Source organism: uncultured Microbacterium sp. (assembly GCF_937927635.1).
Taxonomy (GTDB): Bacteria; Actinomycetota; Actinomycetes; order Actinomycetales; family Microbacteriaceae; genus Microbacterium.
Window position 1 is genome coordinate 45,744 of record NZ_CALBRW010000043.1, and the last position, 21,318, is coordinate 67,061.

Annotated in this window: 18 protein-coding genes; 10 read left to right on the plus strand and 8 right to left on the minus strand. The window is 70.6% G+C overall.

Annotated features, from left to right (window positions below; all coding sequences use genetic code 11):
- Positions 1-10 precede the first annotated feature (10 nt).
- Positions 11-979 carry a LacI family DNA-binding transcriptional regulator gene (locus Q0568_RS16140; protein ID WP_298868340.1) on the minus strand — a complete coding sequence of 323 codons (969 nt, stop codon included), beginning with the start codon at positions 977-979 and terminating at the stop codon, positions 11-13.
- 79 nt (positions 980-1,058) lie between these two features.
- Between Q0568_RS16140 and galT the strand changes: the two genes are divergently transcribed.
- The 5 genes from galT to Q0568_RS16165 all read left to right on the plus strand — a co-directional run bounded on the left by galT (position 1,059) and on the right by Q0568_RS16165 (position 6,748).
- Entirely contained in the window at positions 1,059-2,231 is a 1,173-nt protein-coding gene (galT, locus tag Q0568_RS16145; RefSeq protein ID WP_298868409.1) for a galactose-1-phosphate uridylyltransferase, read from the plus strand.
- Between the two features lie 24 nt (positions 2,232-2,255).
- Positions 2,256-3,455, plus strand: coding sequence for a galactokinase (galK, locus tag Q0568_RS16150; protein WP_298868344.1), 1,200 nt, complete (start codon positions 2,256-2,258; stop codon positions 3,453-3,455).
- A 172-nt stretch (positions 3,456-3,627) separates the two neighbouring features.
- The gene (gene galE / locus Q0568_RS16155) at positions 3,628-4,605 is read left to right on the plus strand and encodes a UDP-glucose 4-epimerase GalE (protein WP_298868346.1); all 978 of its coding nucleotides are present in this window, start codon (positions 3,628-3,630) and stop codon (positions 4,603-4,605) included.
- Positions 4,605-5,126, plus strand: coding sequence for a GNAT family N-acetyltransferase (locus Q0568_RS16160; protein ID WP_298868348.1), 522 nt, complete (start codon positions 4,605-4,607; stop codon positions 5,124-5,126). The genes galE and Q0568_RS16160 overlap by 1 nt, the downstream gene beginning before the upstream one ends.
- A gap of 188 nt (positions 5,127-5,314) precedes the next feature.
- The gene (locus tag Q0568_RS16165) at positions 5,315-6,748 is read left to right on the plus strand and encodes a carboxylesterase family protein (protein ID WP_298868351.1); all 1,434 of its coding nucleotides are present in this window, start codon (positions 5,315-5,317) and stop codon (positions 6,746-6,748) included.
- Positions 6,749-7,016: 268 nt separating this feature from the next.
- On the opposite strand, the gene Q0568_RS16170 is transcribed toward Q0568_RS16165, so the two are convergent.
- Positions 7,017-10,469, minus strand: coding sequence for a bifunctional proline dehydrogenase/L-glutamate gamma-semialdehyde dehydrogenase (locus tag Q0568_RS16170; protein ID WP_298868353.1), 3,453 nt, complete (start codon positions 10,467-10,469; stop codon positions 7,017-7,019).
- Positions 10,470-10,560: 91 nt separating this feature from the next.
- Here Q0568_RS16170 and Q0568_RS16175 point away from each other — a divergent pair, with 91 nt between their 5' ends.
- A complete protein-coding gene (locus Q0568_RS16175; protein ID WP_298868355.1) occupies positions 10,561-11,454 on the plus strand; it encodes a LysR family transcriptional regulator in 894 nt (297 codons plus the stop codon).
- 79 nt (positions 11,455-11,533) lie between these two features.
- Here Q0568_RS16175 and Q0568_RS16180 read toward each other — a convergent pair whose 3' ends face one another.
- From Q0568_RS16180 to Q0568_RS16200, 5 genes are all read right to left on the minus strand, one after another.
- Positions 11,534-12,502 (minus strand): site-specific DNA-methyltransferase, encoded by a 969-nt coding sequence (locus tag Q0568_RS16180; RefSeq protein ID WP_298868357.1) that lies wholly within the window; start codon positions 12,500-12,502, stop codon positions 11,534-11,536.
- Positions 12,481-13,530, minus strand: a complete 1,050-nt coding sequence (locus tag Q0568_RS16185) for a biotin/lipoate A/B protein ligase family protein (protein ID WP_298868359.1) — start codon at positions 13,528-13,530, stop codon at positions 12,481-12,483. The genes Q0568_RS16180 and Q0568_RS16185 overlap by 22 nt, the downstream gene beginning before the upstream one ends.
- Before the next feature lie 47 nt (positions 13,531-13,577).
- A complete protein-coding gene (locus Q0568_RS16190) occupies positions 13,578-14,456 on the minus strand; it encodes an alpha/beta hydrolase (protein WP_298868361.1) in 879 nt (292 codons plus the stop codon).
- Between the two features lie 115 nt (positions 14,457-14,571).
- On the minus strand, positions 14,572-14,985 hold the full coding sequence (locus tag Q0568_RS16195) for a PRC-barrel domain-containing protein (protein ID WP_298868363.1): 414 nt from the start codon (positions 14,983-14,985) through the stop codon (positions 14,572-14,574).
- 92 nt (positions 14,986-15,077) lie between these two features.
- A complete protein-coding gene (locus Q0568_RS16200) occupies positions 15,078-15,842 on the minus strand; it encodes a copper homeostasis protein CutC (protein ID WP_298868365.1) in 765 nt (254 codons plus the stop codon).
- 87 nt (positions 15,843-15,929) lie between these two features.
- Here Q0568_RS16200 and Q0568_RS16205 point away from each other — a divergent pair, with 87 nt between their 5' ends.
- The 4 genes from Q0568_RS16205 to Q0568_RS16220 are packed head-to-tail and all read left to right on the plus strand — an operon-like array spanning position 15,930 to position 20,503.
- Positions 15,930-16,361, plus strand: a complete 432-nt coding sequence (locus tag Q0568_RS16205; RefSeq protein ID WP_298868367.1) for a MarR family transcriptional regulator — start codon at positions 15,930-15,932, stop codon at positions 16,359-16,361.
- Positions 16,362-16,390: 29 nt separating this feature from the next.
- Complete coding sequence (locus tag Q0568_RS16210; RefSeq protein WP_298868411.1) at positions 16,391-17,731, plus strand: MFS transporter; 1,341 nt, start codon at positions 16,391-16,393, stop codon at positions 17,729-17,731.
- Positions 17,732-17,734: 3 nt separating this feature from the next.
- Complete coding sequence (locus Q0568_RS16215; protein WP_298868369.1) at positions 17,735-18,925, plus strand: multidrug effflux MFS transporter; 1,191 nt, start codon at positions 17,735-17,737, stop codon at positions 18,923-18,925.
- Between the two features lie 9 nt (positions 18,926-18,934).
- Positions 18,935-20,503 carry a molybdopterin-dependent oxidoreductase gene (locus Q0568_RS16220; RefSeq protein ID WP_298868371.1) on the plus strand — a complete coding sequence of 523 codons (1,569 nt, stop codon included), beginning with the start codon at positions 18,935-18,937 and terminating at the stop codon, positions 20,501-20,503.
- 51 nt (positions 20,504-20,554) lie between these two features.
- Here the strand turns inward: Q0568_RS16220 and Q0568_RS16225 are convergent, their stop codons facing one another.
- Positions 20,555-21,274: a type II CAAX endopeptidase family protein gene (locus tag Q0568_RS16225; RefSeq protein ID WP_298868373.1), complete on the minus strand. Its 720-nt coding sequence runs from the start codon at positions 21,272-21,274 to the stop codon at positions 20,555-20,557.
- Between the last annotated feature and the right edge of the window lie 44 nt (positions 21,275-21,318).

A 21,318-nucleotide genomic window follows, 5' to 3' on the forward strand; every position in this document is an offset into this window, starting at 1 on the left:
CGCTCAGGCGCTACGGTGCGCTTCGGCGCGTGACCAGCGCGGGAGACAGGAGCAGATCGTCAGGGCGCGCGCCGTCTATCCAGTCCACCAGGCGGCGGACGGCCTGCTCGCCGAGCGCGTCGAAATCCTGTCGCACGGTGGTCAGCGGGGGCTGGAACTCGGCGGCATCCGCGATGTCGTCGAAGCCGATCACGGCCACGTCCTCGGGCACGCGGCGGCCGGCGTCGGCCAGGGCTCGCAGCGCGCCGAGTGCCATCTGGTCGTTGGCGACGAACAGCGCCGTCGCGTCGGCCAGCTCGCCGATCCGCGCGTACCCGGATGCCGCGCTCCAATCGCCGCGCACGAGCTCGGGCTCCGGGGCGCCCGCGTCACCCAGCGCCTCGCGCCAGCCCCGCTCGCGCTCGGCGGCGGCGTAGGAATCCGCGGGGCCCGCCAGGTGGTGCACGGTGCGATGACCGGCCGCCAGCAGGTGCTCGGTCGCGGTGCGCGCGCCTGCGGCGTGATCGGTGCCGATGACCGTGAAGCGCTGATCGGGCAGGGAGTCGACCACGACCAGGCGCAGACCCGCGGATGCCGCATGCCGGGCCAGCGCGGTGGCCTCGTTGAGCACGATCGCGCCGTCCACGCCCTGGTCGCGCAGCCGGTCGAAGGCGTCGTCGATGCCGCCGTCGGCGCCGAGCGTGACGACGGTCACGGCGTAGCCCCGGGACGCCGCGGACTCCGCCACCGCCTGCAGCATGCGCGAGTTGCCGATGGTGGCGAGGGTCTGCGCCACCAGGCCGATGGTGTGCGAGCGGCCGGTGCGCAGGGCGCGGGCCGCGCGGTTGGGCCGGTAGCCCAACTCGGCCATGGCCTGCTCCACGCGGGCACGGGTCGCCGGATCCACGCGAGGGCTGTCGTTGGCCACGCGCGAGACGGTCTGCCCCGACACGCCGGCCCGTTGGGCGACCATAGCCATCGAGACGCGCTTCTGCGGCATCCGCTCTCCTTCTCCCGACGTTCACAACTCCGGATTGTTGACGCTACCACGCAGGTCGGGGTACCGTGTTTACGTGAACATGAGCGAATCTCCGGAATTGCAGACCACCGAGCTCGGTGCGGGCGTGCTCAAGCGCGCCACCACGCTCGCCGATGGCCGCGAACTGTTCTACTTCGACGACCCGGACACCTCCCTGGGCGCCGAGCGCGCGGTCGACACCCGCGAGCTGGATGCCCGCCCCGAGACCGCCACAATGCGGCAGGACATCCTCTCCGGCGACTGGATCACGTTCGCCACCAAGCGGCAGAACCGGGTCATGATGCCCTCGTCCGACGCCGACCCGCTGGCTCCGCAGACCCCGACGAACCCCTCCGAGGTGCCCGCCCGCTACGACGTCGCGGTGTTCGAGAACCGCTCCCCGTCGTTCGGTCCCGCACTGAACGAGGCCACCGGAGGCGTGCCGGCGGCCGTCAATCCCACGCACGGCCTGGACGACCTGGCCGAGCTCGGCATCGGGCGCACCCGCACCAGCGTCGGCCGGTGCGAGGTGGTGTGCTTCAGCCCCGACAATGCCGGCTCCTTCGGCACGCAGAGCGTCACCCGCGCCCGCACCGTCATCGAGGCCTGGGCAGACCGCACCGCGGCTCTCTCGGCGCTGCCGGGCATCGAGCAGGTGTTCCCGTTCGAGAACCGAGGCGAGGCCATCGGCGTCACCCTGCCGCATCCGCACGGCCAGATCTACGCCTACCCGTACGTGACCCCGCGCACGCAGCGCCTGCTGGACAGCATCCGCCGCACGGTGCCCGATCTGATGGATCGTGTGCTCACCTCCGAGCGCTCCTCCGAGCGGGTCGTCCTGCAGGGCGAGCACTGGACGGCGTTCGTGCCGTTCGCCGCGCGCTGGCCGCTGGACGTGCAGCTCATGCCGCACCGTCACGTTCCCGACTTCGCCGCGCTGAACGACGCCGAGCGCGACGAGCTGGCCCCGCTCTACCTGCGTCTGCTGCGCGGAGTGGATGCCCTGTACTCGACGCCCACGCCGTACATCGCCGCCTGGCACCAGGCACCCGTGCACACCGGTCGCGAGACCGTGCGCATGCGCCTGGAGCTGACGAGCCCGCGCCGCGCCGAGGACAAGCTGAAGTTCCTCGCCGGCTCCGAGGCCGCGATGAGCGCCTGGACAGCCGAGATCCTCCCCGAGGTGGCGGCGCAGCGCCTGCGCGACGCCATCGCCACCGTCCCCGAGTTCTGACCCCACCCCACTCCCAGGAGCACCATGACCGCTGCTGATGCAGCCCGCGACCTGTTCGTCGCCACCCACGACCGCCGACCCGACGGCATCTGGTCCGCGCCGGGGCGTGTGAACCTGATCGGCGAGCACACCGACTACAACGAGGGCTTCGTGCTGCCGTTCGCCATCCAGCACCGCACGTATGCGGCCGTGGCGCTCAACGGCACCGACGAGATCCGCGTGCGGTCGACGTTCGCCGAGGGGCAGGTCACGGTGCGCGTCTCGGATCTCGACGACCTCTTCCCGACCCCAGCCGGCACGGCGCCGGCCGTTCCGGAGTGGTCGGCGTACGCACTCGGCGTCGCGTGGGCCCTGCGCACTTCGACACGCTCAGCGACCCAGAATCCGGCGACCCGATCGAAGGGCGTCGACATCGCGATCGCCTCCGACGTGCCGGTGGGTGCGGGGCTGTCCTCGTCTGCCGCGATCGAGGGGGCCGTGGCATCCGCTCTCAACGACCTGTGGGAGCTGGGCCTGGACCCGGTGACGCTCGCGCAGGTGGGCCGGCGTGCCGAGAACGAGGCGGTCGGCGCACCCACGGGCATCATGGATCAGATGTCGTCGATGCTCGGGCAGCCCGACGCGGCGACCTTCATCGACTGCCGTTCGCTGGAGGCGACGTCCATCCCGACGGGATTCCACGATGCCGGGCTCGAGGTGCTGGTGATCGACACGCAGGTCAAGCACGCGCACGCCACCGGCGGCTACGGCGAGCGCCGCGCCTCGTGCGAGCTCGGGGCGAAGCTGCTCGGCATCCGCTCGCTGCGCGACGCGTCGGTCGCCGACCTGCCCCGCGCGGCCGAGATCCTGGATGATGTGACCTTCCGCCGCGTGCGGCACATCGTCACCGAGAACCAGCGCGTGCTGGACACCGTCGAGGCGCTCACCGAACGGGGCCCGCGGGCGATCGGCGACCTGCTGGTGGCCTCGCACGTCTCCATGCGCGACGACTTCGAGATCTCGGCCGTCGAGCTCGACGTGGCCGTCGACACGGCGCTGGCGAACGGCGCGATCGGAGCTCGGATGACCGGCGGCGGTTTCGGTGGGGCGGCCATCGCGCTGGTCGCGCACGCCGATCTGCAGCGGGTGTCGGATGCCGTGATCGCGGCGTTCGCCCAGGCCGGCTTCGCCGCTCCGCACCTGTTCACGGTCGAGCCCTCCGAGGGCCCGCGCCGCGACGCCTGACCCCGTCGATGCCCACCCCTGCGACGCTCGACGCCGCCGCCCCTGCTGAGAGTCCTCGCCCCTGCTGAACTGAGCCGCTGAACAGGGGCGGCGGCGCTGAACGGGGGCGAGGATGCCCGACCCCGTCTGGAACAATGGAGGCGTGCGCGCACGCGCACCCGGAAGGAGACCCATGTCCTGGCTTGTCACCGGCGGCGCCGGCTACATCGGATCGCACGTCGTGCGGGCACTGGCATCCGCCGGTCTCACCCCGGTCGTGCTGGACGACCTCTCCAGCGGGCAGCCCGCGTTCGTGCCCGAGGGCATCACGCTGGTCGAGGGCAGCATCCTGGATCGCGATCTGGTCGAGCGCACCCTGCGCGAGCACGACGTCGAGGGCGTCATCCACGTCGCCGGGTTCAAGTACGCCGGCGTCTCGGTGAACCGCCCGCTGCACACCTACGCGCAGAACGTCGAGGGCACCCGGGTGATCCTCGAGGCCATGGCGGCCGCCGGCGTGACGAACATCGTGTTCTCGTCCAGCGCGGCCGTGTTCGGCACCCCCGACGTGGAGCTGGTGGTCGAGGACACCGCCAAGAAGCCGGCCAGCCCGTACGGTGAGTCCAAGCTCATCGGCGAGTGGCTGCTGCGCGACCAGGGTGTCGCGACAGCGGCATCCGAGGCGCCCCTGCGACACACCTCGCTGCGCTACTTCAACGTGGTCGGGTCCGCCGATCCGACCGTCTACGACGTGAGCCCGCACAACCTGTTCCCGATCGTGTTCGAGGCGCTGCTCGAGGGCCGCACCCCGGCGATCTTCGGCGATGACTACGACACCCCCGACGGCACCAACGTGCGCGACTACGTGCACGTCGGCGACATCGCCGCCGCCCACGTGGTGGCCGCGCAGCGCCTGGCGAACGGCGACCCCATCGAGCCGGCCTACAACCTCGGCTCCGGTGACGGCCTCAGCGTGAAGCAGATCATGGATGCCATGGTGCGCGTCACCGGCATCGACTTCGTCCCCGTGATCGGCCCCCGCCGCCCCGGCGACCCCGACCGCATCGTCGCCACCGGCGAGCTGGCCGCGCGCGACCTGGACTGGCAGATGCGGCACACCGTCGACGAGATGGTGCGCTCCGGCTGGGAGGCCCGGCGCAACGCCGGCTGATGCTTCTCCGGCCTGCCACCGTCGCTGATGCCGACGGCATCGCCGAGGTGCACGTGCTCTCGTGGCAGGCCGCCTACCGCGGTCTGGTGCCGCAGGACGTGCTGGACTCCCTGTCGATCGCCGAGCGCGCGGCGAGCTGGGCGCGCATCCTGGCCGAGACTCCGCGCCGCACGCTGGTCGCCGTCGACGGCGAGCGTGTGGTGGGCTGGGCGAGTTTCGGCGATGCCAGAGACGCGGACGCCGGCGAGCCGGACTCCCATGGCGGCACCGGCGAGCTGTGGGGCATCTACGCGCATCCGGATGCCTGGTCCACCGGCGTCGGTCACCTGCTGCTGACAGCCGTGGAGCAGGAGCTGACGGATGCCGGTCACGAGACCGCGTACCTCTGGGTGCTCTCCGGCAACTCGCGCGCGGCGGAGTTCTACGAGCGCCACGGCTGGTATGCCGACGGCGGCATGAAGACCGACAGGCGCCCGCGGATGGTGCTGCACGAGCTGCGGCATGTGAAGCGCCTGGCCTGACGCGACGGCCGGATCTCCGGCATCCGGGCCGCCCTGCCTGGATGGAAACGCAGGTTCCCGACGCTTCTACCGTGCGTTTCCGTCCAGCCCGCGGATGCCGGGATGGAAAGCGCACGGTCCGACACCGCCCCACCGACGAGAACCATCCGAACCGGAAGCGGCAGGGCCGTCGCGGTAGCGTGAGTGGCGTGAACGAGCTCGTGCAGACCGCGGAGGGGCCGGTGCGCGGCATCCTCCGTGACGACGGAACGCTGGCGTTCCTCGGCATCCCGTACGCCGCGCCGCCAACCGGAGAGCGGAGGTTCCTGCCGCCGCAGCCGGTGAAGCCGTGGACCGAGCCGCTGGACGCGACCGCCTACGGCCCGACGCCGCAGCGCCGCCCGGAGGACAACGCGATCATCCCGGAGCCCAGCGTGCCCGGGAAGGCGACGCTGAATCTCAACGTGTTCACGCCGTCGGCGGACGGCAGCGCACCGGTGCTGGTGTGGATCCACGGTGGCGGGTATTCGGCGGGTTCGGCGGCGGGCCCGTGGTATGACGGCCGCGCCTTCACCCGCGACGGCGTCGTGCTGGTGAGCATCTCGTACCGGCTGGGCTTCGACGGCTTCGGCGTGATCGACGGCGCGCCCGACAACCGCGGCGTGCGCGACTGGCTCGCCGCCCTGGAATGGGTGCAGCTCAACATCTCCGCCTTCGGCGGCGACCCCTCCCGCGTCACGATCGCCGGGCAGTCCGCCGGCGGCGGCGCGGTGCTCACCCTCCTGGGGATGCCGGCCGCGCAGCACCTGTTCCACGCCGGGATCTCGATCAGCGGCGCACTGGGCGATCTGCCCCGCTCGACCGTGGAGAGGCGCAGCGCCCTGCTGGCGGAGACCGTGGGCTGCGAGCCGACGCTGGAGGGCTTCCGCGGCGTGAGGGAGCGCCTGCTCACGCAGCGGCAGTTCCAGGCATCCCTGCTGGGCAAGAAGGGCCTCGCCGCGACCACCGCCACGCTGACCGACGGGCTGCCCTGGGGCCCGGTGATCGACGGCGACCTCATCACGCGGCCGACCGTGGACTCGTTCGCCGCCGGCGTCGGGGCGGACAAGCCGCTGATGCTGGGCGCGACCGATGACGAGTTCACGATGGCGTTCGACTCCGCCCCCCGCATCCTGAACTGGATCCCCCTGTGGATCGCGCTGCGTGCGGTGGAGAAGGTCGGCGCCCTGCGCCGACGCTGGCGGAGGGCCAATCGCGGGCGCCGGGCGGGTGCGGCGCTGGGCCGCTTCGTCACCGATCGGGTGTTCCGCTCGCTGGTCATCCGCACCGCCGAGGCCAGGCGGGATGCCGGCACCTGGGCGTACCGGTTCGCCTGGCGCTCCCCCGTCAACGGCTGGTCGCACCACTGCCTGGACGTGCCGTTCTGGTTCGACTGCCTGGGCGAGGAGCACGTCGCGAAGATGGCAGGCGAGCATCCGCCGCAGGCGCTGGCATCCGAGATGCACGCTGCTGCCGTCGCCTTCGTGCGCGATTCCGACCCCGGTTGGCCGGCCTGGCACACCGACCCCGGGATCACGCGCGTGTTCGGCGACCAGCCCGCGGTCTCGCGCAGCGCCTACGACGACGCCCTGCCGCTGGTGTGACGCACCGCGCGCCGCTCGGGCATGTCGCGGGTCCCGAATGGTGGGCTCACACGCCACGAGGCAGCCATTCAAGACCCGCGAGATCACACCCATGTGCACTCGGGCGTGTCGCGGGTCCCGAATGGCGGGCTCACGCGCCGCGAGGCAGCCATTCAGGACCCGTGAAGGCGCAGTGCGGCGCGCACGGTGGCGGGGGGCGAAGACGACGACGCCCTGCCGCGGGACCCAGAGCACCAGGGGCCGGCGGCAGGGCGACGAGTATCGCGGCTCAGCGCACCGGGCCCAGAAGCGGGATCTCATGGCGGTGCGGCGTGCCGAAGCGGTGCGCGGTGACCGAGACGGCCTGCTCGCGCAGGAACGTCAGCAGCTCCACGCGCCCGGCGGAGACCACCGGGTTCGCGTAGATGGCCAGGCTCGGCGAGCCCTTCACAGCCTGGGCGGTGGCCAGCGCGGTCGTGCCGATCACGCGCACGCGGCCGGCCGTGGCGGCCAGGCGCTGGGCGTGGGCGGCCCAGGCCGCGGCATCCTCGGTCACGACGGTCACGTCGTGCGCACCCAGCCAGGTGACGACGGTGGTGGGAAGAGCGGATGCCGTGCTCACGGTGACATGCGAACCGGCGCGCACGCCGGCGGCGGCCACGCGCACGACCTCCGCCACGCGCTCGCCCTCGTAGCGGATGGTGACGGGCAGGGCCTGGTAGCGCAGCGCGTTCTGCTCGGTGACCAGGCCGGTCGCGTCGCGGACCACGCCGAACTCGGAGTTCCAGGCGTCGATGTCGGTCGCCAGCGCGCCGCGCAGCCAGGCCTCGTCTTCGCCCTCGACCAGCGTCAGAGCCGAGGTGCCGAGAGCGTCCAGAGCCGTGGTCGTCTCGACCGGGGCGTCCGTCCACTCGCTCAGCCCGACCAGGTAGTTCGGCCCGCCCGCCTTGGAGCCGGCGCCGACGGCGGCCTTCTTCCAGCCGCCGAACGGCTGACGCTGCACGATGGCGCCGGTGGTACCGCGGTTGACGTACACGTTGCCGGCCTGGATCCCGGCCAGCCACTGCTGGATCTCGTCCTCGTCCAGCGAGTGGATGCCGCTGGTGAGGCCGTAGTCGATGTCGTTGACGATGTCGATGGCCTCGGCCAGGGTGTCGGCGGTCATGACGCCCAGCACCGGGCCGAAGTACTCCACCTTGTGGAACTCGCTGCCGCGCTTCACGCCGTCGCGGATGCCGGGGGTCCACAGCTGGCCGGCGTCGTCGAGCTTGTGCGGCTCGAGCATCCAGGACTGGCCGGGGTGCAGCTCGGTGAGGGCGCTGAGCAGCTTGCCCTCCGCGGGTCCGATCAGCGGGCCGATGCGGTTGGAGCCGTTCTCCGGGGCGCCGACCTCGTACGAGCCGACAGCGTCGATGAGCTGGCGGCGGAACCGCTCGGACTTCGCGGCGGAGCCGACCAGCACGACCAGCGACGCGGCCGAGCACTTCTGGCCTGCGTGGCCGAACGCCGAGTAGGCGACGTCCTTCGCGGCCAGGTCCAGGTCGGCCGACGGGGTGACGATGATGGCGTTCTTGCCGCTGGTCTCGGCCAGCAGCGGCAGATCGGCGCGGAAGCCGCGGAACAGCTCGGCGGTCTCGTAGCCGCCGGTGAGGATGACGCGGCCGACGGCCGGGTCGCTGACGAGCTTCTGGCCGAGGGAGCGGCCGTCCAGCTGCACGTACTGCAGCACGTCGCGCGGAACGCCGGCCTCCCACAGCGCCTCGACCATGACCGCACCGGAACGGCGGGCCTGCCGGGCGGGCTTGATGATGACGGGCGAGCCGCTGGCCAGCGCCGACAGGGTGGAGCCGGCGGGGATGGCGACCGGGAAGTTCCACGGCGGGGTGACCACGGTCAGGCCCACGGCGTGCTGCTCGGCGCCATCGACGTGGGCGAGTTTGCGGGCGGACTCGGCGTAGTAGTGCGCGAAGTCGATGGCCTCGGAGACCTCGGGGTCGCCCTGCTCGATGACCTTGCCGGCCTCGGAGCCCATGACCTCGAGCAGCTCGGCGCGGTGCGCCTCGAGCACGTCGCCCGCGCGGTGCAGGATCTCGGCGCGGCCGTCGGCGCCCAGCGCACGCCACGCCTCACCGGCGGCCACACCGGCGGCGATGCGCTCGGCGACCTGGTCGTCGGTGGTCAGCGTGTTGGCGGCGACGGTGTCATCGCCCAGCTTCGAGGCGACCATGCGCGAGCGGATGGCATCCGCCCAGTCGCGGTTGGCCTTCAGCGACGGGTCGGTGTCGGGGGTGTTCACGAAGCCGTCGCGCAGCGCGGGTGCCGCGGGCAGCTGGCGGTTCTGGGTGCGGTTCGGGCCGGGCACCTGGGTGGGGATGCCGGCGACGGATGCCAGGAAGCGCTCCTTCTCGCGCTCGAACAGCGTGGGGTCGGCATCCAGATCGAACACGGCCGACATGAAGTTCTCCTGCGACGCGCCCTCCTCCAGGCGGCGGATCAGATAGGCGATCGCGACGTCGAACTCGTCGGGGTGCACGACCGGCGTGTACAGCAGCAGCGAGCCGACGGTGCGCTTGACGACCTGCGCCTGTGCGGAGGCCATGCCCAGCAGCATCTCGAAATCGATGCCCTCCGTGACGCCGCGCCGGGAGGCCAGCAGCCAGGCCAGGGCGATGTCGAACAGGTTGTGGCCGGCGATGCCGATGCGCACGTTGCCGATGTGCCCGGGCTGCAGCGCGTAGTTCAGCACGCCCTTGTACGAGGAGTCGGACTCCTGCTTGGACGACCAGGTGGCCAGCGGCCAGCCGTGCGACTCGGCGTCGACGGTCTCCATGGGCAGGTTGGCGCCCTTGACGATCCGCACCTTGATGGGCGCGCCGCCGTCAGCCACGCGCTTCGCGGCCCACTCCTGCAGGTGCATCATGGCGGCCAGGGAGTCGGGCAGGTAGGCCTGCAGCACGATGCCGGCCTCGAGGCTCTTGAACTCGGGACGGTCCAGGATGCCGGTGAAGACCGCGATCGTGAGGTCGAGGTCCTTGTACTCCTCCATGTCGAGGTTGATGAACTTCTTGGGTCCGCGCGCGGGGTTCACCGCGATCTCGTACAGCGGGTGCAGCGCTTTGATGGCGTGCGCGACGGCCTCGTCGAACGCCCACGGGCTGTGCGGGGCGACGGTGGAGGAGACCTTGATCGAGACGTAGTCGACGTCGTCGCGCAGCAGCAGGCGGCGGGTGCCCTCCAGGCGACGGACGGCCTCGTCCTGGCCGAGGATGGCCTCGCCGAGCAGGTTGACGTTCAGGTCGACGCCTTGGGTCTCGCGGATGTGCTTGATGGCGGCGCCGAGCTTCTCGTCGCGGGCGTCGACGATCAGGTGGCGCACCATCTGGCGCAGCACGGCCCGGGCGGAGGGGACGACCACGCCGGGGAGCATGCCGGCGGTGGCGCCGCCCAGTCCGATGGCGCCGCGCATGATGGCGGGCAGGAAGGCGGGTGTGAGCGGCACCAGCTCCTTGAGCTTGGCGGCGGCGACCTTCAGGTCCTCGGGGCGCACGACGCCGTCGACGAACCCGACGGTGAAGTCCAGGCCGTTGGGGTCGCGCAGCACGCCGGCGAGGCGCTGCCCGGCGGCATCCACCGGCACGGCGCGGCTCTCGACGAGCCACTTCTTGACGAGGGCGACGGCGTCGTCGGCCAGTTCTGCGAGGTCGGAGACGGATGCTTCGGAAGCGGACACAGGGGTGCTCATGCTCCCAGGATGCCGTGCTCAACCGTCTATGAAAAGCGATGCTTTCCGATGGATAATGTTCACTGCCATCGAATGATTGTGGAGGACTCGCATGTTCGAGCTGAGACGGCTGCGCCTGCTGCACGAGCTGGCGCTGCGCGGCACGATCGCCGAGGTCGCGGCATCCCTCTCCTACTCCCCTTCCACGGTGTCGCAGCAGCTGAATCTGCTGGAGCGCGAGGCCGGGGTCGCCCTGCTGGAGCCCGACGGGCGCAGGGTGCGGCTCACGCCACAGGGGCGGATGCTGGCGCAGCACGCCGCCCGCGCATTGGAGCTCGATGAGGCCGCCCGCGCGGCGCTGGCCACGCACGCCGGCTGGGAGACCGTGCGGCTGTCGGCCATGCCCACCGCGGCGGAGACCATCGTGCCGGCGGCGCTCACCGCCCTCGCCGACCGTGCGCCGCAGCTGCGCGTGGAGCTGGCCGAGCTGCCACCCGAGGAGAGCCTGTTCGAGCTGTGGGCGCGGCGATTCGACCTGGTGATCGCCGAGCAGTACCCCGGCCACACGCGCGAGCTGCGCGACGGCGTGGAGCACGACCTGCTGGGCGAGGACCCGATCCGCATCGTGCTGCCCCCGTCGGAGCATCCGACCCCGCTGCACGAGCTGCGCGACCGGGCCTGGATCATGGAGCCCGAAGGCACGGCGGCGCGGCAGTGGGCCGTGCAGCAGTGCCGGGCGGCGGGCTTCGAGCCCGACATCCGCTACGAGGCCGCCGACCTCACCGCGCACGTGCGGCTGGTGGTGGCGGGGCTAGCCGTCGGCATGCTGCCGGACCTGATCTGGGGCGACGAGCCCAGCCCGCTGACCGTGGCCGATCTGCCCGGCTCCCCCGTGCGCGAGGTGTTCACGGCCGTGCGGTCCTCCTCCCGTGCCGACGAATCGGTCTCCCTCGTGCGCACGGCGCTGCGCGAGGCGTTCACCGCCCACCACCGCGTCGCGCCGTAGAGCCCGTCTATATGCGTCGAATGCGGCGAAACGGGCGTGAAATCCTGCATTCGCCGCACATAGACGGGCTGTCGAGCGGTCAGAGCACGCGGGCTGTCGCGTGCGGGATGCGGGCCTGCATCACGCGGACGGCCTCGGGGTTGTCGTCGACCAGCACGGCATCCCGGCCCAGCGCCGAGGCGACGGCGCCGGTCGTGCCGGAGCCGGCGAACAGGTCCAGCACGCGATCTCCGGGCCGCGACGACGCCTGCACGATGCGGCGCAGGATGCCCTCCGGCTTCTGCGTCGGATAGCCGGTCTTCTCGTGCCCGGTGGTCGGCACGATCGTGTGCCACCACACGTCGGTGGGCAGCTTGCCGCGAGCGGCCTTCTCGGGCGTCACGAGCCCCGGCGCCATGTACGGCTCGCGATCGATTTCGTCGGAGTTGAACACGTACTCGCGCGGGTTCTTGACGTACACCAGGATCGTGTCGTGCTTGGTGGGCCAGCGCCGCCGCGACTTGGCGCCGTAGTCGTACGCCCAGATCAGCTCGTTCAGGAACGAATCCCGGCCGAACACCGCATCCAGCATCACCTTGGCGTAGTGCGCCTCGCGGTAGTCCAGGTGCAGGTACAGCGTGCCGTCGTCGGCCAGCAGGCGCCACGCCTCCTGCAGCCGCGGCATGAGGAACTCGCCGTAGTCGTCGAACCGGTCGTCGTACGCCCGCAGCATGCCGCGCACCCGCTCGTACGCCAGCCCGTGGAACCCGTGCCGGATCTCCTTCTCGACCGTCAGCGGTTCATTACTCCGGAGATCCGCAGCGGGATCACGCGATTCAGCCGGTTCCACGCCCGAGTCCACCCGGTTCTCCGGAGTTGTGAACGCGCGCCGCGCGGTGACCACCTGCCGCTCCTGCGTGCGGCCGGTGTTGAACGGCGGGTCCAGATAGACCAGGGTGAAGGATCCGGATGCCAGCGTCGCGGCCACCTCGAGATTGTCGCCCTCGATGATCTCGACGGCGCCCTGCACCGCGGGCTCCTCGCGCGTCACGGAACGCGGTGCAGCCACGCGTCGGTCGCGAACTTGGACTCCACCAGCGCCTCGGCATCCGCGTACTCGTCGGGCGTGACGTGCCCGTCCTCCGCGCCGGTGAGCGCCCGGAAGGTCTGCTTGAACCGGTCGATGATCTCAGACCTCTCCATGCCGGTCTGCGTCCGCAGCGGATCCACGCGCTTGGCGGCCGAGGTGGTGCCCTTGTCGCTGAGCTTCTCGCGGCCGATGCGCAGCACCTCGGTCATCATCTGTCCGTCGATGTCGTACGAGATGGTGGCGTGGTGCAGCACCCCGCCGTTGGCCAGCCGCTTCTGCGCGGCGCCGCCGATCTTGCCCGTGGGCGATGCGATATCGTTCAGCGGCTGGTAGGTGGCGTCGATCCCGATCGAGCGCAGCGCCTGCAGCACCCAGTCGTCGAGGAAGGCGTAGGAGTCGGCGAAGGTCATGCCCTGAACCAGGGATGCCGGAACATACAGCGAGTAGGTGATGATCTGGCCCGCGGCCATCATCATCGCGCCACCGCCGGAGATGCGGCGGACGACGTCGAACCCGTGCCGGACTGCGCCCTCGGGGTCGATCTCGTTGCGGTACGACTGGAACGATCCGATCACCACGGCAGACTCGTTCCACTCCCAGATGCGCAGCGTGGGGCGGCGCAGCCCGCGACCCACCCGGTCGGTGAGCACCTCGTCCAGCGCCAGGTTCATGCGCGGTGAGACGGCCGGATCGTGCACGATCTCCCAGTCGAAGTCCCGCCATCCGGGTGCCGTCACCAGCGCGCGGCGCACGACCGTGCCCACGGCCTCGGGCGAGAAGCCCAGCAGCTGAGCGCCGGAGGGCAACGCCGCACGGACGGCCGCGGCGATCGTGGCGACGTCGGCCTCGATGGGCATCCCCTCGACGGCGGCGTTGATGGACTCGAGCGCCGTGTCCGGCTCGAGGAAGAAGTCACCGGCCAGTCGGAAGTCGCGGATCAGTCCGTCCACGACCTCCAGGTCGACGACGACGAGCTTGCCACCAGGAACCTTGTACTCACCATGCACGGCTCCAGCTTAGGCCGGGCTGGATCGGGCCCGGATGCCCGGTCGCCTCACGCGCGTGCGGGGAAGCGCTGATCCAGCCAGGCCAGCACGTCGGCGCGCACCTGCTCCTGCTGCAGCTCGTTGAAGATCTCGTGCCTGGCGTCCGGGTACACCAGCGTGGTCACGTCGGTCAGGCCCGCCCGGGTGCGGTACGCATCGGCGAGCTTGTGCACGCTGCGCGGCCCGCCCACCGGGTCGTCGCGGCCCACCATCAGCAGCACCGGCACGTCGACCCCGATGTCCTTGCGCGGCCGCCCGTACATGCGCGCGGCCTCGATGGGCCCGAACAGCTTCAGCAGCGGCACCTCGGTGGTCAGCGGATCCTCGTGGAAGTCCTGCCATACCGCGGGATCGCGGGACAGCCACTCCAGCCCGTCGGCATCCGGCCCGTCCCACCTCTTGTTCAGCGGCAGCGCGTTCATGTCGGTCGGGGTGCGGTAGGCGGATCCGGACAGGATGACGGCGTCGTAGGCGTCGGGATGCCGGTCCAGCAGCATCTGCGCGAGGAACGATCCCCACGAGTGCCCCAGCAGCACCAGCGGCAGCCCGGGATGCTCGTCGTGGATGATCCCGGTGAGCTGCCAGCACGCCTCGACGGTCGCCCGCATGCCGCCCTTGCCGAGATGGCCCAGCTTCGCGGGCCCGTTCCACTGCCGGATGCCGGTGCGACCGTGTCCGCGGTGGTCGTCGGCGTAGACGTGGAATCCCGCACCCATGAGGGCCTCGGCGAGCGCACCGTAGCGACCGGCGTGCTCGCCGACGCCGTGAAGCAGCTGCACCACGCCGCGCGCCGGCCCCTGCGCCTCGTAGACGTCATAGACGATGGCGATCCCGTAGGCGTCGGTGAACTCCGCTGTTCTCTTCGCGACGCCGCTCTCAGAAGACATGCCCCGAGTCTACGGATGCGGCCGGCGACGCGTCCGCGTGCGACGCGGTGCCCGCCACGGCATCCGTGTCTTCCACGGCATCCGTGTCTTCCACGGCATCCGCCCGCTCGGGGCGTCAGCGGTAGTAGGGGTAGCTCGGGTAGGCGTACCCGGCGGCCCAGAACGGCGCCAGCCCGTAGAACCCGTAGACGTCCTCGTTGTAGGCGGGGTCGTTGATCAGCTCGGGGTCGTACGCAGGGGCCTTCCGCAGCTGCTTGCTGCTCTGGTCGATGTGCACGTCGTCGGCCGAGACCCCCGAGACGGAGTCCACCGGGATGTAGGACTTCTGCTCGCCCAGTCCCAGGAAGCCGCCGGAGGCGACGACCAGGAAGCGCACCTTCCCCTCGATCGAGTCGATGAGCAGCTCGTCGACCTTTCCGATCTCCTCGCCGCCGGCATCCTTGACGATGCGGCCGCGGATGTCGTCGTCCTGTGCGATGGTCTGATCGCTGTGGGTGAGGGCGACAAGTTCGTGCTCCATGGCATTCATGACAGTCTCCTTCCGACTTCGCCACGGTCGCAGACCGGGCGCAGCAGCAGAAGGGGCTGGTCTGCACGATACGGGCCGGGTATCCTCGGCGGTCACGCCGCGGTCACGGCTCCGTGCAGCGCAGCGATGATGGCCAGCGCCGTGTCGCGGTCGGTGACCTCGTAGCCGCCGACGCCGTCGCCGGCGGATCCCATCCGCACCGATGCGCCCATCGCGCTTGCGAGCACGATGCGCTTGGCGGAGAAGTGCACGGCGTCCACGCCGGATGCCGCGATGGCGGCCACGCTGTGCTCGTCGATGCCGCTGCCGGCCATGACCTCGATGCCGCCGGCCGCCTCTTCGACCAGCACGCGCAGCACGGCGACGCCGTCGATCGCGCGCGACGCCCCGCCCGAGGTGAGCACGCGGCGAAGGCCCAGTTCCCGGGCCGTGCGCAGCGAGGCGACCGGGTCGGGGGTCGTGTCGATCACGCGATGCAGGGTGACGGATGCCCCGTTCGCGGCATCCACGAGCCGCGCCAGGCCGTCGCGATCCAGGGTGCCGTCCGCCTGCTGGCATCCGACCACCACGCCGTGCGCGCCCGCCGAGAGGGCATCGCGCACGTCCCGCACCATCACCTCGAGGGCGTCGGATCCGTAATGGAACCCGCCCGCGCGGGGACGGACGAGCACGTGCACCTCGGGGCCGGCATCCCCCGCCGCCTCCAGCACGCTCTCCAGCATGCCGCGCGAGGGCGTCAGCCCGCCGAGCGTGAGCGCCTGCGCCAGCTCGACGCGCGCGGCGCCGACCTCACGGGCGATGCGCACGCCGGCGATGTTCTGGACGGCGAGCTCGAACGGAAGGCGCACGATAACCATTTTCGCACTCCAGCCGTCATTTCCAGGTTGATGAACATCATTTTCAGAGTGGCATCCGGCAAGGAACTTAGTTAGGCTATCTAAGTAATGACTGAGGACTTCGCCGCCACCGCCTCCGAGCTCCGCTACGCCATGTTCCGCACCACCCGCCGGCTGCGCCGCGTGCGCTCCGTCGACGCGATGAGCGACGCGCAGCTCGCCGTCCTCGGCGCGCTCCGCGCGCACGGCCGCCGCACGATCTCCGGCCTCGCCGAGCACGAGCGGGTGACAGCGCCCACCATGAGCGCCACCGTCAACGGGCTGGCAGAGCTCGGGCTGGTGGTGCGCGTGCCCGATGAGGACGACCGCCGCCGCGTGTACGTCGAGCTCACCGAGCAGGGCGGCACCGTGATGGCCGACACCGTGCGCCGCCGCGATGAGGCGATGGCCGAGATGATCACCGAGATCGGCCTGACGGACCGCGAGCTGAGCGTGCTGCGCGAGGCCGCCGCCGTGCTGCGGAAGGTGGCCGAGGCATGAGCGCCGCGTCCGCCGAGCGCGGCGGCGCGATGTTCCGCTCGTTCCGCTCGTTCAACTACCGCACCTGGTTCTTCGGCGCCATCATCTCCAACATCGGCGGCTGGATGCAGGCCACCGCCCAGGACTGGGTGGTGCTGACCGAGCTGACCAACAACGACGCCACCGCGATGGGCGCCACGATGGCACTGCAGTTCGGCCCGCCGCTGGTGCTGGTGAGCATCACCGGCTGGGTGGCGGACAGGTTCGACCGCCGCAGGATCCTGATGATCACGCAGTCCACGCTGATGGTGCTGGCCGTCGCCGTCGCCGTCATGCTGCTGACCGACGTGCTGACGCTGCCGATGATGTTCGGCTTCGCGGCGGCGTTCGGCGTGACCAACGCCTTCGACTCCCCCGCCCGGCAGGCGTTCGTCTCGGACATGGTCAGCATCGACGACACTCCGAACGCGGTGGCGCTGAACTCGGCGTCCTTCAACATGGCCCGTCTGATCGGTCCGGCCGTCGGCGGCGTGGCCATCGTGGCCATGGGGCCCGGTTGGGTGTTCGTCGCCAACGCCGCCACGTTCCTGGCGATGCTGGTGGCGCTGCTGGTGATCCGCCCCGCCCTGCTCATGCCGCGACCCCGTGGGCACAAGGGCAGCGCGGGCCTGGCTGCCGGGTTCCGCTACGTGCTGAGCCGCCCCGACCTGGTGGTCGTGTTCGTAATGGTGTTCATCATCGGCGCGTTCGGCATGAACTTCCCGATCTTCGCGTCGACCATGGCCCTGGAGTTCGGCAGAGGCGCCGACGGCTACGGACTGCTCAGCTCTGTACTGGCGATCGGCTCGCTCACCGGCGCGCTGCTGGTGGCCCGGCGGGATCGCGCCCGCGTGCGGGTGATCGTCTTCTCTGCGGCGGGGTTCGGCGCAGCATCCATCGTCTCGGCGGTCATGCCGGTGTACTGGAGCTACGCGGTGGTGCTGATCCTGGTGGGCTTCACCACCGTGAGCATGCTGACCACCGCCAACGGCTACGTGCAGACCACGACCGAGGCCGCGCTGCGCGGCCGTGTGCTGGCGCTGTACATGGCGGTGCTGATGGGCTCCACCCCGATCGGCGCGCCGATCGCCGGGTGGATCGCCGACGCGTTCGGCCCGCGGGCCGCCATCGTCGTCGGCGGTGTGGCGGGACTGCTGGCCAGTGCGATCGGCGTGGGCTGGATGCTGTGGTCCGGCCGCCTGCACCGCCAGGAGCGCACCCGGTTCCTGCTCACCCTCGACGAGACGCGGCCGTTGAACGTGATCCAGGCGATGGCCCCGGAATCGTTCGACGAGAAGACGACGGCCACGACAACCATGCCCCTGCCCCCGCGACGGAAGAAGACGGACTGACGCATGGGCCGGCATCCGCGTTCGCTCATGCTGGCGCTCGGCGCGCTGACCGCCTTCGGGCCCATCTCGCTCGACGTCTACCTGCCATCGCTCCCGCAGCTGGGCGCCGAGTTCGCGGCGTCCGAATCCCTCACCCAGCTGACCATGAGCGCCTGCATGATCGGGCTGGCGCTGGGCCAGCTGCTGTGGGGCCCGATCAGCGACAGGTACGGCAGGCGGATGCCGCTGATGATCGGCGTCGCGGGCTTCGCGGCGACCTCGGTGCTGTGCGCCTTCGCGCCGACCATTGAGGTGCTGATCGGCATCCGCGTGGTGCAGGGCCTGTGCGGTGCGGCGGGGATGGTCATCGCGAGAGCCGTGGTGCACGACCTGTTCAGCGGGGTGGAGGCCGTGGCCGCGTTCTCCACGCTGGCCGCGGTGATGGGCGTGGCGCCCGTGCTGGCGCCGCTGATCGGCGGTGCGATCGTGACGTTCTCGGACTGGCGGGGCGTGTTCATCGCGCTGGCCGTGATCGGACTGCTCATGCTGGCGGTGGCGATCCTCGGCGTGCCGGAGACACTGGACGGCGACCATCGCACCACCGGCGGCATGACGAACGATCTGCGCGGCATCGGCTCGGCACTGCGCAACGGACGGTTCATGATGGCGGCGATCACCCTGGGCATCGCCTCGATCGCGCTGTTCTCTTACCTGCAGCTGTCGCCCTTCGTGCTGCAGGTGCAGTACGGGCTGAACGCGCAGGGATTCGCGATCGTGTTCGCCGTGAACGCGGTCGGCATCACGGCCGCCGCGAACCTCAACCGTCGGCTCGCGCAGCGGCGGATGCCCGGCGCCGTGATCGTGCGCTGGTCGCTGACCGTCGGCACGGCCGGCGCACTGGCGCTCACCCTCGCGGGGATGCTGCACTCCCCACTGCCCTGGCTGCTGGTGCCGCTGTTCATCGGCATCTGCACGCACGGCCTGAACAACCCGTCGCTGACCGCCATGGCGCTGGGGTACATCACGCACAGCGCGGGTTCGGCATCCGCCGTGCTCGGCACACTGTCGATGCTGCTGGGCGCGTTCGTGCCGCCGATCGTGTCGCTGTTCGGCGTCTCGGCGACGGTGCTGGGCGCGGTGATGCTCGCCTCGTTCGCGCTGGGCCTGGTGCTGGTACTGGTCGCGCACCGCCCGGCGTCCGCCCGCGAGACGTAGCCTGAGAGCATGGGCACGCCCCGGCGGAGCATCGCGGCGGGCGCGGCGGGTGTCGCGTCGGCGCTGCTGGGTGCGGGCGCGGGTGAGCTGGCCGCCGCCCTGGTGGCGCCGGCGTCGGGCCCGTTCGCCGTCGTCGGCGGTGCGCTCATCGATGCGGCGCCCGCGTGGGCGAAGGACACCGCCATCGCGTGGTTCGGCACCTCAGACAAGACTGCATTGCTGGTGGGCATCGGCATCGTGCTGCTGGTCGTGGCCGCGCTGGCCGGTCTCGCCGAGGCGCGGTGGCGCCGCGCCGGAGTGGTCGCGTTCGCCGCGATCGGACTGATCGTCGGCATCCTGTCGCTCACACGATCGGATGCCGGGCTGCTGGCCTGGCTGCCGTCGCTGCTGGCCGGCGTGATCGCCGCCATCGCGCTCCGCTCCCTGCTGAGCCTGGCGGGGATGCCGTCCCCTGCTGCAGGACCGGCATCCGCACCGGTTCAGGAAGGACGAGCGGATGCCGTGGACGGGCCGACCCGGCGCCGCTTCCTCAGCTGGACGATCGGCACGGCCGCGATCGGGGTGGCGCTCGCGGCCGCGGGCACCCTGGCCCGCGCGGGGTCGACCGCGGTGACCGCCGTGCGCGAGGCCATCCGGCTGCCGAAACCCGCGACTCCCGCGCCGGCGATCCCGGCATCCGCTTCTCTGGACGTCAAGGGAATCGCCCCGCTGATCACGCCGGCCGCGGACTTCTACCGCATCGACACCGCGCTCGTCGTGCCCTCCGTCGATCCCCGCAGCTGGCGGCTGCGCATCCACGGCATGGTCGCGCACGAGGTGACGCTCACCTGGGACGAGCTGCTCGCGCTGCCGTTGGTGGAGAGTGCGGCGACGCTGTCGTGCGTGTCGAACGAGGTGGGCGGCGACCTGGTCGGCAACGCCATGTGGCTGGGGTATCCGATCCGCGAGCTGCTGAAGCGGGCGGCGCCGGATGCGGATGCCGACATGGTGCTGTCCACCTCGGCCGACGGCTTCACGGCGGGGACGCCGCTCGAGGCGCTCACCGACGACCGCGCGACGCTGCTGGCGGTCGGGATGAACGGCGCTCCGCTGCCCCTGGAGCACGGCTTCCCGGTGCGCATGGTCGTGCCGGGCCTGTACGGCTACGTCTCGGCGACGAAGTGGGTGACCGACCTGGAGGTCACGCGGTTCGATCGCGCGCGGGCGTACTGGACGGATCGCGGCTGGTCCGAGCGCGGACCCATCAAGCTGCAGTCCCGCATCGACGTGCCCCGCGCCGGTCGCGATGTCCCAGCGGGCGACGCTGTGATCGCCGGGGTCGCCTGGCAGCCCGGCACCGGGATCTCGGGCGTCGAGGTGCAGGTCGACGACGGCGACTGGCAGCGCGCCGAGCTGGCGACGGCCATCTCGAGCGACACCTGGGTGCAGTGGCGGCTGCCCTGGCGCGCGAAGGCCGGCGAGCACAGCATCCGCTGCCGTGCGATCGGCGGCGACGGCACGACGCAGACGGATGCGGTGGCGCCTCCGGCGCCGGACGGCGCCAGCGGCTGGCACACGATCAGCGTGCGGGTGTCCTAGGCGTACTTCCCGTGACGTTCAAGGCATCGCGATTCATCCCTGAATATCGAATCAACCTACGTACCATCTGGCAAAAACTACAAATGGTGCGACGGAAACGAAAATAATCAAATCCGCGACAAAATGTGCAAAAATTGAATACAGTAGGCCCCATCTTCGATGCATCCACAAGAAGACGAGAGACGCCATCGCGGTCAGCACACACCCTAGAAGACCTCCGGGAAGCCCAAACCAGTGTGCAATCCCGAATGAGACCGCTTGCAACGCGTACAACAGCCACGTGGGGCTCCGACCGATTTCACGCAATAGCAATCCTCGCCACAGTAACTCTTCCCCAACGGCGTTGGCAAAAGCGAAAAATGCAATTGCGCTCCATACAATCCACCACGGCGGTTCAACAACGTCGAATTGTAATGGATGCGCATTCATCTGATCACGCGAAGGAAGCACAGCGATCCCCCCCGCAACAGTCCCAAGGACGAGTGCGATCGCAATGCCTCCGCGCACATGTCGAGTGCGAGAACGCGGCTGGCTCTGGCGCACGCTCGTTCTGTTCTCTATGACGAGCCAGAGCACGCCGGTAATCAGCGGCAAAGCGATCCAGGGCACCGCCGCGAACATTAAGAGTCCGAACGCGCCCAACGCCACACGTGATGGCAAACGCGTGGCGACAAGCACGCTCACCACAGCCAGGGCCAAAGTCAACCAGGCCGACACTGGCCGCGCAACGATCTGCGCACCAATAGACAATGCCAAGACTACGGCGCGCATGGCTGCTTGACGCGACTGCCCCTCTATGTCGACGATGACACTGA

Coding starts and splice junctions, on each gene's coding strand:
- Q0568_RS16140 (WP_298868340.1), bottom strand. CDS start 979: ATGCCGCAGAAGCGCGTCTCGATGGCTATGGTCGCCCAACGGGCCGGC.
- galT (WP_298868409.1), top strand. CDS start 1,059: ATGAGCGAATCTCCGGAATTGCAGACCACCGAGCTCGGTGCGGGCGTG.
- galK (WP_298868344.1), top strand. CDS start 2,256: ATGACCGCTGCTGATGCAGCCCGCGACCTGTTCGTCGCCACCCACGAC.
- galE (WP_298868346.1), top strand. CDS start 3,628: ATGTCCTGGCTTGTCACCGGCGGCGCCGGCTACATCGGATCGCACGTC.
- Q0568_RS16160 (WP_298868348.1), top strand. CDS start 4,605: ATGCTTCTCCGGCCTGCCACCGTCGCTGATGCCGACGGCATCGCCGAG.
- Q0568_RS16170 (WP_298868353.1), bottom strand. CDS start 10,469: ATGAGCACCCCTGTGTCCGCTTCCGAAGCATCCGTCTCCGACCTCGCA.
- Q0568_RS16175 (WP_298868355.1), top strand. CDS start 10,561: ATGTTCGAGCTGAGACGGCTGCGCCTGCTGCACGAGCTGGCGCTGCGC.
- Q0568_RS16190 (WP_298868361.1), bottom strand. CDS start 14,456: ATGTCTTCTGAGAGCGGCGTCGCGAAGAGAACAGCGGAGTTCACCGAC.
- Q0568_RS16195 (WP_298868363.1), bottom strand. CDS start 14,985: ATGAATGCCATGGAGCACGAACTTGTCGCCCTCACCCACAGCGATCAG.
- Q0568_RS16200 (WP_298868365.1), bottom strand. CDS start 15,842: ATGGTTATCGTGCGCCTTCCGTTCGAGCTCGCCGTCCAGAACATCGCC.
- Q0568_RS16205 (WP_298868367.1), top strand. CDS start 15,930: ATGACTGAGGACTTCGCCGCCACCGCCTCCGAGCTCCGCTACGCCATG.
- Q0568_RS16210 (WP_298868411.1), top strand. CDS start 16,391: ATGTTCCGCTCGTTCCGCTCGTTCAACTACCGCACCTGGTTCTTCGGC.
- Q0568_RS16215 (WP_298868369.1), top strand. CDS start 17,735: ATGGGCCGGCATCCGCGTTCGCTCATGCTGGCGCTCGGCGCGCTGACC.
- Q0568_RS16220 (WP_298868371.1), top strand. CDS start 18,935: ATGGGCACGCCCCGGCGGAGCATCGCGGCGGGCGCGGCGGGTGTCGCG.
- Q0568_RS16225 (WP_298868373.1), bottom strand. CDS start 21,274: ATGCGCGCCGTAGTCTTGGCATTGTCTATTGGTGCGCAGATCGTTGCG.